Source organism: Anabaena sp. UHCC 0451, from assembly GCF_034931405.1.
In the GTDB taxonomy this organism is placed as follows: Bacteria; Cyanobacteriota; Cyanobacteriia; order Cyanobacteriales; family Nostocaceae; genus RDYJ01.
The window spans coordinates 53,537-62,671 of sequence record NZ_JAYGHA010000032.1 but is presented as its reverse complement, the minus strand read 5'-3'; the positions used below and the strand labels follow the sequence as shown (position 1 = coordinate 62,671).

Annotated in this window: 9 protein-coding genes; 1 reads left to right on the top strand and 8 read right to left on the bottom strand. The window is 40.1% G+C overall.

Going from position 1 to position 9,135, the window contains the following annotated elements:
• Window positions 1-91 precede the first annotated feature (91 nt).
• Window positions 92-394: a hypothetical protein gene (locus VB694_RS20470; RefSeq protein WP_323362176.1), complete on the top strand. Its 303-nt coding sequence runs from the start codon at window positions 92-94 to the stop codon at window positions 392-394.
• Window positions 395-848: 454 nt separating this feature from the next.
• Here the strand turns inward: VB694_RS20470 and VB694_RS20465 are convergent, their stop codons facing one another.
• The 8 genes from VB694_RS20465 to VB694_RS20430 all read right to left on the bottom strand — a co-directional run bounded on the left by VB694_RS20465 (window position 849) and on the right by VB694_RS20430 (window position 9,049).
• Window positions 849-2,282: a hypothetical protein gene (locus VB694_RS20465; RefSeq protein ID WP_323362175.1), complete on the bottom strand. Its 1,434-nt coding sequence runs from the start codon at window positions 2,280-2,282 to the stop codon at window positions 849-851.
• Between the two features lie 168 nt (window positions 2,283-2,450).
• Complete coding sequence (locus VB694_RS20460) at window positions 2,451-3,239, bottom strand: GNAT family N-acetyltransferase (RefSeq protein WP_323362174.1); 789 nt, start codon at window positions 3,237-3,239, stop codon at window positions 2,451-2,453.
• A 190-nt stretch (window positions 3,240-3,429) separates the two neighbouring features.
• A complete protein-coding gene (locus VB694_RS20455) occupies window positions 3,430-4,350 on the bottom strand; it encodes an NAD(+) kinase (RefSeq protein ID WP_323362173.1) in 921 nt (306 codons plus the stop codon).
• A gap of 6 nt (window positions 4,351-4,356) precedes the next feature.
• Window positions 4,357-4,662: an NADH-quinone oxidoreductase subunit NuoK gene (gene nuoK / locus VB694_RS20450; RefSeq protein ID WP_006199065.1), complete on the bottom strand. Its 306-nt coding sequence runs from the start codon at window positions 4,660-4,662 to the stop codon at window positions 4,357-4,359.
• A gap of 89 nt (window positions 4,663-4,751) precedes the next feature.
• Window positions 4,752-5,363, bottom strand: coding sequence for an NADH-quinone oxidoreductase subunit J (locus VB694_RS20445; protein WP_323362172.1), 612 nt, complete (start codon window positions 5,361-5,363; stop codon window positions 4,752-4,754).
• A 135-nt stretch (window positions 5,364-5,498) separates the two neighbouring features.
• A complete protein-coding gene (gene ndhI, locus VB694_RS20440; RefSeq protein ID WP_323362171.1) occupies window positions 5,499-6,083 on the bottom strand; it encodes an NAD(P)H-quinone oxidoreductase subunit I in 585 nt (194 codons plus the stop codon).
• Between the two features lie 147 nt (window positions 6,084-6,230).
• Window positions 6,231-7,349 carry an NADH-quinone oxidoreductase subunit NuoH gene (gene nuoH, locus VB694_RS20435; protein ID WP_323362170.1) on the bottom strand — a complete coding sequence of 373 codons (1,119 nt, stop codon included), beginning with the start codon at window positions 7,347-7,349 and terminating at the stop codon, window positions 6,231-6,233.
• Between the two features lie 554 nt (window positions 7,350-7,903).
• Window positions 7,904-9,049 carry a citrate synthase gene (locus VB694_RS20430; RefSeq protein WP_323362169.1) on the bottom strand — a complete coding sequence of 382 codons (1,146 nt, stop codon included), beginning with the start codon at window positions 9,047-9,049 and terminating at the stop codon, window positions 7,904-7,906.
• Window positions 9,050-9,135: the final 86 nt, after the last annotated feature.

Sequence of the window (9,135 nt, the reverse complement as noted above, 5' to 3'; positions counted from 1 at the left end):
ATATAGATAAAATAAAAATGCCCAATGTATAAATGTCTGACTCACATCTATACACCAGGACTTCCCACTTGAACAAAGCAAGTAAGGCAATATGATAATAAACCAAAACAGTTTGGATGACTCTAAGAACTCATGTATATCCCAACAGGGGTTATACAACATAGCGACTGATATAGTCGATGCTATCAATTTTCTAGATAACAGCAAGCACCTGTTTGATATGGCAAGAGAACAAAGTCTTACTTCTAGTGACGATTCTATCCGTTGCGAATTGCTGCTAGAAGCTTATGAATTGAAGCATACGCAATACATGAATGATTTGCGTCAACTAGCTAACGATTTGCGGGGTAGACTTAACAACCAGCAACGACCTACTTTAACCTTGGTAGGCTGAATATCTTCATTCCAACTAAACACAATATCTAAACTACACTTATACGCTTGTACGCTTTCATTAGTACCATGATTTTTACAGCCACTTCCAGCTTTTCTGGAGGTGGTTTTCCCTTTTAGGTCGAGCTAGTATATGTTCTGAAATGTAATACGATTCCTATTACAAAATGTAATAGGATTTGTAATAGAAATTGTAATAGGAAAACAAACATACACCCACACCAAAAACCTTAGATTGGTTGACTTTCAATAATTTATTACTAATATTAATTAACACTAAGTGATGAGAGTGTGATATGATGATTTTGTGCTGAGAAAGTACCCATCCAGCTAACCTCTATCGCCGTCGTTAGAGGTTTTTAAATCGAATCTTTATATCGAATTTTTATGAGTCTTAGCTTTCCCATGATTGCCTTTTACCCCTGCTTGTCACAGGGGCTTTTTTTGCGTCTTCATTAATTACTCATCATCTCCTTAATCCTATCCTTTGACACACCATAAATAGCACTCAATAAATCCCTAGCAACCACAGGAATTAATACTTTATCAGATAGTTTATCTAACATCTGACTAGCTATAGAAACTGCACTTTCTAATGGGAGCGTTTCATAGGTGTGATTAGTCAATAAATCAACTGATGTCTGTAAGTTAGAACGCTTTTTGTAGGTAGAGTCATTTACAGCTACAGAATGCCCTAATGATCTAGCTCTAATTTCCTGCGGTATTCCTGATTTTTCACCTAACTGATTAGCTAGATGCCTAAAAGCATAGGCTTGGCTAACTGGACAATTCCAGCGTTTTAAATTCTTCCCAAATAATGCTGCAAAACCTTCTGTTATTGTTTTTGGGTTATCTGATCTAGGGGTGTATACAGGTAGATGTGGTGATTGGATATTCAACCTATCAATCAATGTTTTATCTGTGGTCATAGGTCTACAAATCCTGCTACCAGTTTTAATGGTTGTACCGAAGTATGTTTTTTCATCTAGAACCAGAAGCAGGTCTTTGTTATCAGGATCGTTTAACGCAAGTATTACTACATTATCTTTTTTGTAGGATTGATATAGGTTTAATACTGCTGCTATCTCAGACGGTCTTAACCCGTAAACAACACACATACTGGCTACCCATAACCATGACCTTCTGATGGATAGATATCTTGTGTCTGTACATTCTGATAACGCTCTATCATGCCATTCAAGGAATTGATCTAGGCTTATTGACTGTTTATCCCTAAACTCGTGTTGTGTAGCGTCTATATCTGCTAACTGCTCTAGTAGCGTTTCATTGTTAGGGCATAGATTACATACTTGCTTCAAAATCGTATAGGCATCTTTAAAGCTGTTTGTTCCTTGTTCAAACGAAAATAGAACCTGCTTGATATCTTCCCATTTAGGTTGTTTATCCCAACTAGGGAATTTATTAAAAACAATAGTGTAGTGACGGTTAAACGAATTTACATCATTAGGTATATCTCTAGACCGCTTTCTACCTGTGTTCTTATTCCTGTTATTCCAGTATTTGCTGCTTAACTTCTCGAATATCTCCTTATATGTGGTGATATCGTTTTTAATTTCGTTCTTATCTAGTATCTCCTTGTTATACCAATCCCAAAATTCAGTAGCACTCTGAATAGTGTCTAAAGCGTGTTTTATCTTGAATGCCTTACGCTTTGCTTCATAGATCCCGTCAAAAGTTAGCTGAACACCACAAGGTTTGGGTAATCGCTTGTTCACACCAGGATGTATGAACTGTAGATATAGATGTGTACCTTGTTTTTTAAAGCTGATACCCTTTGGTAATTCCTTTGATACATTCTGTAAAGTCTTGAGCAGATCATCGTAATTACCATAATTGCCATTACCACCAATCAAATTATCTTTACTCATGGTTTACTCACCTGTTTTTGTAGATTATTTGTGAGTAACCCCAAAACCACGCTATATCAATACTTTCATGCTTTCCACTGCGTTCAAGTCGCACCAGTCCCGTATGTTTACTTCAATTACTGGTCAAGGTTTAAAGGATTGGCTGGCAAATAATTATAATCTAATAATCTAATAATGAAACTCCACCCAATCTCCACTCCCCAATCCCCATTCACCAATATTAGATATAATTAAAAAATCAATAGTTTGAAAATGTCTATCAATAGCCGGAAGACTACAAATTTTAGCACCAATACTCAAATAAGCTTGTAAAATCTTGGGAATTTCCACATCATATATATCTGGGCAATTTTGATTAATTTCTATAGAATATTCAACATTAGGAGTCACTAAAATATTCGGATGTAGCCAATGATTATACAGAAAATAATTATAAGCACAAACAGCTTGCTGAGGACATTGTGTTAACAAAGATGCACAACCAAAAAAATATTGATTACCAGTAGAAATCAGATAATTAGCTAACCCTTGCCAAAGTAATAAAAGTGTATAACTATTGCGATATTCCTTAGCTATACAAGCACGACCAATTTCTACAGATGACTGAAGTACAAAATCAGGAATTTTAGAGAGATTAAAAATGTCAGCAGAATCAAAACCTAAACCTTTAGCAGCCATTGTATAGGTTTGCATTCGATATGTACCAATTGTTTCACCTGTATGTTTGGCAATGAGGAGCAAATGATGGCAAACATTATCAAATTTATCGTGATCCATTCCGGCAAAATTAGAACTAGAAAATCCCAAACCCAGTTCTAAATTAAAAACTTGAAAACGTAAGCGAAAAATAGATTCTAACTCTTCCTCAGTTGTCGCAAGTCGCAGGATGTACTTTTCACTTTCCAAGACCGGAAACTCAGCAAGAGCTAATGGGGAATTGATGCGATTGTAATACATTTACATCTGTTTTCCTACTTTAAATTGTGAAAAATTCTACTAGGATTTAAAGACTAATTATAAGAAATTTTATTTATAAAATCTGGTAATAAGATACAAATTTATCTAATTCACAATTCACAATTTAATTTAAGATCCCCGACTTCTTTTAGAAGTCGGGGATCTGGTTATACCAACTTCTACAAAAACTCTAATTGCGGTGATTATTGGCGTAGCGAACCCTTGTACCAGCCCAAAGTAACTTTTCTCGCAGAGTTTGATAATATGAATTATTTGCCCGCAGAACAATAAATTTAGCCCGACAATCAGCCATCCGCACATCAACACGGTGTCCAGGCCAAATCGAAGTAGATAACACCCCATCCATCCACAATTTTGTACTTAAATCGTAATCCCCCAAAGGCCAAACACTAACCACCGAACCAGGAGGTAAAACCAAGGGACGACTAGAAAGACTCATTGGACAAATGGGAGTGATAGTAATAGCCTCCATGCCATCGTGCATGATTGGACCATTAGCCGAAACCGTGTAACCAGTAGAACCTGTAGGGGTAGAAATAATCAACCCATCTCCCACATATTGATCAACTACCTCACCGTCGATTTCCATTTCCAGGATAGAGGTAATCATGCGGTCAGCAGAAGCGGGTTTGACACAAAACTCATTTAAAGCCAGATAATGTTCAGTTACAGGTTCTAAATTAGTCCGATGACCCTCATATACAGCCGCTTGCAACATCATCCGTCGCTGGAGAGCATAACGATCTTCAAATAGCCGGTCCCAAACTTGTTCTGGCTGTTGAAACTCATCCATTGACTCAGTTAAAAACCCCAAATGACCTCCCACATTTACCCCTAAAATGGGGATGCCAGCTGGAGCTAAATGTCTAGCACCGGTTAAAACCGTACCATCACCACCAAGCACCAAAGCTAAATCAATTGGTTGGCTTGCGGATGCCAAAAATACTGGATAGGGATTGTCTTTTGGTCCGCTAGGTCCGACTAACACTTGGCACTGACGGTCTTCTAGTTGTTTAGCGCAGAGTTCAGCCCAGCGTTTACTCTGGGAGTCCCGCGCTTTATAAGCAATGATTACCTGCTTGAGTTGCACGCACTATTACCACTTCAGGAGATTGAACTGCTCCATATCGACGGTATCACGGTTGCGATAAATGGCCAGCACAATCGCTAAACCTACCGCCGCTTCAGCAGCTGCCACGGTAATCACAAAAACAGTGAAAACCTGACCCTTAATTAATGTTGAGTCAAGGAAGTTGGAAAATGCCATTAAATTCAGATTAACAGCATTGAGCAATAACTCGATTGACATTAGCACTCGCACCGCGTTACGGCTAGTAATTAAGCCATAGATGCCAATGCAAAACAAAGCTGCTGCTAATAATAAAAAGTATTGAAGTTGCATGATTGGTGATTGGTGATTAGTGATTGGTGATTGGGGAAAAGGTGATTGGGAAAAATAAAATTGATTACCCAGTACCCAGTCTCCAGTACCTATTCTTCAGTACCGTTACCAGTTGATACTAATTCTCTGGGTCTTTCTGGCAGGGTTAAGATTGTTTGTTGCAGATCGGAAGGGGTTAATTCGTCTGGCAAATACTCACGACGTGCCAAAATAATTGCGCCTACCATGGCCATCAACAACAAAACAGAAGCTAATTCAAAGGGCAGCAAAAAGTCGGTGAAGAAATGTTCACCAATTAAAACTATAGAATTTTGACCAGCTACAGGTGCGGAGGAATAAGCCCAAGGTGTTGCCAGTACCATCGTACTTAACAGGCCAAATAGTCCTATGCTCACCACACCTGTAATTATTTTTCTTACCCCAGCACTAGGTAAAGGTGAAAAATCCTGACGTTTGTTTACCAACATAATGGCAAACAGAATCAAAACGTTAATCGCACCCACATAAATCAGAATTTGTGCTGATGCTACAAAATCACCATTTAGCAACAGGTATAGTCCGGCCATGCTGATGAATACACCACCTAGCAAAAAGGCAGAATAGACGATGTTAGAAAACAGCACTACACCGAGTGCTGCCCCAATCATCATTACACCCAAAATGCCAAATGAAACAATCTGTACTCCTTCCGCTAGATTCACTTTTTTCGATCCTTTTGATGTTTGATAATTGCTAATTGGTGATTGGTAATTCAATTTTGGATTTTGGATTTTGGATTTTGGATTGCATTTAGTTACTTCCAATCTAAAATCTAAAATCTAAAATCTAAAATTTGCTTACCCATTACCACTTTCTACTAGGTCTTCGGGACGAGAACCAGCACGGGGAGCATCTGCGGGGACTCCGTGGGGTTCCATCACACCTTTGGGTAGGTAAACCAATTCCCGCAGTGGTGTGACCATGGGATCGTCTGTTACTTTATAAGGCAGTCGTCCTAATGCTACGCTGTCATAGTTCAATTCATGACGGTCATAGGCAGCCAGTTCGTATTCTTCTGTCATGGATAAACAGTTAGTTGGACAGTATTCCACGCAGTTACCGCAGAAGATACAAACTCCAAAATCAATGCTGTAGTGTTTGAGTTTTTTCTTTTTAGTCGCTTTGTCCATTTCCCAATCAACTACAGGTAGGTTGATGGGACACACACGTACACAAACTTCACAAGCAATACACTTGTCAAATTCGTAGTGAATCCTACCGCGAAACCGTTCACCAGGAATTAATTTCTCGTAAGGGTATTGTACTGTGATGGGACGGCGCTGCATGTGATCAAAGGTGACAGACAACCCCTGTCCAATGTAACGCGCTGATTGTACTGCTTCTTTGGCGTAATCACCAACTTGTTTGAGGAACTTGAGCATTTTGTGTCTCTACTCTTTTCTTTCAGGCGATAGGTAACAGGTGATTAGTGATTGGTGATTAGTGATTGGTGATTAGTGATTGGTGATTAGTGATTGGGAAAAATATTACCCAGTCCCCAGTTCCCAGTCCCCAGTCCCCAGTCCCCATTAACCACCGAAGGCAACGGGAAAAGCTAATTTCAGGGCTGCGGTTAATAAAAGATTAACCAAGCCAACGGGTAGTAAGAATTTCCATCCTAAATCTAACAGTTGGTCAATCCGTACTCGTGGCAATGTCCAACGGATGAGGATGGCAAGAAATACTAGAAAATAGGCTTTAAGTACGGTCATGGTTATACCTAAAGCGGCTGTCACTACTTGAAGTATTGGGTTGGTGTCACTCACTCCCAGCCACTCACCTATCAGGCTGACGGGGATGGGAAAATGCCAACCACCTAAGTATAAAATTGCTACGAGCAAGGAAGAAAGAATCAGGTTAATGTAAGAACCTAAGTAAAATAAACCGAATTTCATCCCGGAGTATTCGGTTTGATACCCTGCTACTAGTTCTTCTTCCGCTTCGGGTAAGTCAAAGGGTAGACGTTCGCATTCTGCTAAAGCAGCAATCCAAAAGATGATGAAACCCAGTGGTTGTCTCCAAATATTCCAACCCAGGATGCCAAAGTGAGATTGTTGGTTAACGATATCAACGGTGCTGAGGCTATTAGATATCATAGCGATCGCTAATACACTCAGCGCCAAAGGTATTTCATAACTAATTGATTGTGCTGCTGCCCGCAATCCCCCTAAAAGGGAATATTTATTATTAGATGCGTAACCAGCCATCAATAAGCCTATTGGCTGAATGCTAGATAATGCAATCCACAAAAATACACCCATACCGACGTTAGTAATAACGATATTCTCCCCAAAGGGAACAATCAAAAATGATAAAAATACCGGAATTACGACTATGACTGGTCCGAGGGTAAACAGCCAGGGGTCTGCTTTAGCTGGAACTATATCTTCTTTAAAGATTAGTTTGAGACCATCGGCGACAGGTACTAACAAACCAAAAGGTCCTTGGTATTCAGGACCAATTCGTTGCTGTGCGGCAGCGGAAATTTTCCGTTCTAGCCAGGTAGCAACCAGCACTCCTACTGTTGCCCCAATTAGCATCAGGATCATTGGCAATGGCATCCAAATCGCTTTGGCTGTCCCTGCGGGTATTCCTAAATCCTTGACGGATTCAATAAAAGTTCCTTGGAGGTCAATTCCTGCATTCATGTTTGCTACTCTGTAAGTCGTCGAGTCATCGTGAATTACAACTATTAGTTTATTTAATATCTGTAATTTCACTGTTTGAGAATCTCTGTTGAGATGATGCCTGATTGTAGATTTGTTGCCAATCCATGAGTTTAGTATATCCTTGGATGGTTTTAGCCTCCTGCACCAAGATGACAACTTCTACTTATGGTTAGGATTGGGGATTAGTGATTGGGGATTGGGGACTGGGGATTGGGGATTGGGGATTGGGGATTGGGGATTGGGGAAAATATTCCTTATTCCCTATTTCCTATTCCCTATTCCCTGTCACCTATTTCTTCAGACAAGACAAATTAGCCGCTTCCTTTTTGGTCACGGGTTTCTACTTTAGACAAATTGTCTGATGTTCTAGCACAAAGGGTTGTGATGACAATGGCAATTCAAGATTATCCATTTGAGATTATTGATTCCAGCCTAATCAAGCTGACAGATGACAGTTATCAATCTGTCTACTTGAAGGCATAAATCCCACATTTCAAACCTAAAATTGGTTATTTGTCACCTGTCACCTGTTCTCAACCCTGTGAACGTTGGTCTATGGGAGTGTAAGCAACTTCGTGACGACCGTTGTAAATTTGGGTAGGACGGAAAATTCGGTTTTCTGCGAGTTGTTCTTTCCAGTGTGCTAACCAACCAGCTACACGGGCGATCGCAAAAACAGGTGTAAATAAGTCTGTAGGAATTCCCATTTTCCTATACACCAAACCGGAGTAAAAGTCAACATTGGGATAAATCCCTTTGCTGCCAACTTTTTCAGCCATTACCCTTTCTACTTCTTGGGCAATTTCATAATACTTGTCGTAGCCAAACTTCTCAAACAACTGCTCTGCCAAGCGTTGTAAGATTGTAGCTCGTGGATCTTTGACTTTGTATACACGATGTCCAAACCCCATAATTTTCGCCTTTTTTTGCAGACGATCTTCTAGGTAGGGACGGACGTTATCCACCGTGCCAATTTCTTCTAACATCTGAATTACTTCTTCGTTAGCACCACCATGCAATGGACCGCCTAAAGTGCCTACAGCACTGGCAACTACCGCATAGGGATCTGTCAACGTAGAAGCTGTCACCCTAGCACTGAAGGTAGAAGCATTCATTGTATGCTCAACGTGCAGAATTAAGCAGATGTCAAAAATTTTCGCTGCTAACGGGTCGGGTTCTTTCTCGTTGAGCATATACAAGAAGTTAGCAGCGTAGTCTAAATCATCCCTGGGCTTTACAGGATCATTACCCTGCCGCATCAACTGGAATGCTGCTACCATCGTGGGAATTGTTGCCATTAAGCGTACTACTGCATCCCGAATATAGACAGGATTATGTAAGTCACGGCGTGAATAAAATAATCCTAGAGCAGCAGCAGAAGCTTGCAGCGCATCCATTGGATGACCACTTTCGGGAAAACACTTCATCATGTCCCGAATGCGATATTTGATCCGTCTGTGGTAGCGAATTTCATGCTCAAACGCTGCCAATTCTTCATTACTAGGCAATTCTCCCCAAATTAAGAGATAAGCAGTTTCTAGAAATGTACTTTTTTCTGCTAATTCTTCGATCTGGATGCCACGATATTCTAGTATTCCCTTTTGCCCGTCTACATGACTAATACTCGACTGGGCTGCGGGAATGCCTTCTAAACCAGGCTTGTATTCGCACACCGTCATGGCTACACCATCTGCTTTGTGAAATATCTGAACACGCTAACTTACCAGAGAACATTTTCACCATAACAGTTGCCGATTTAACAACT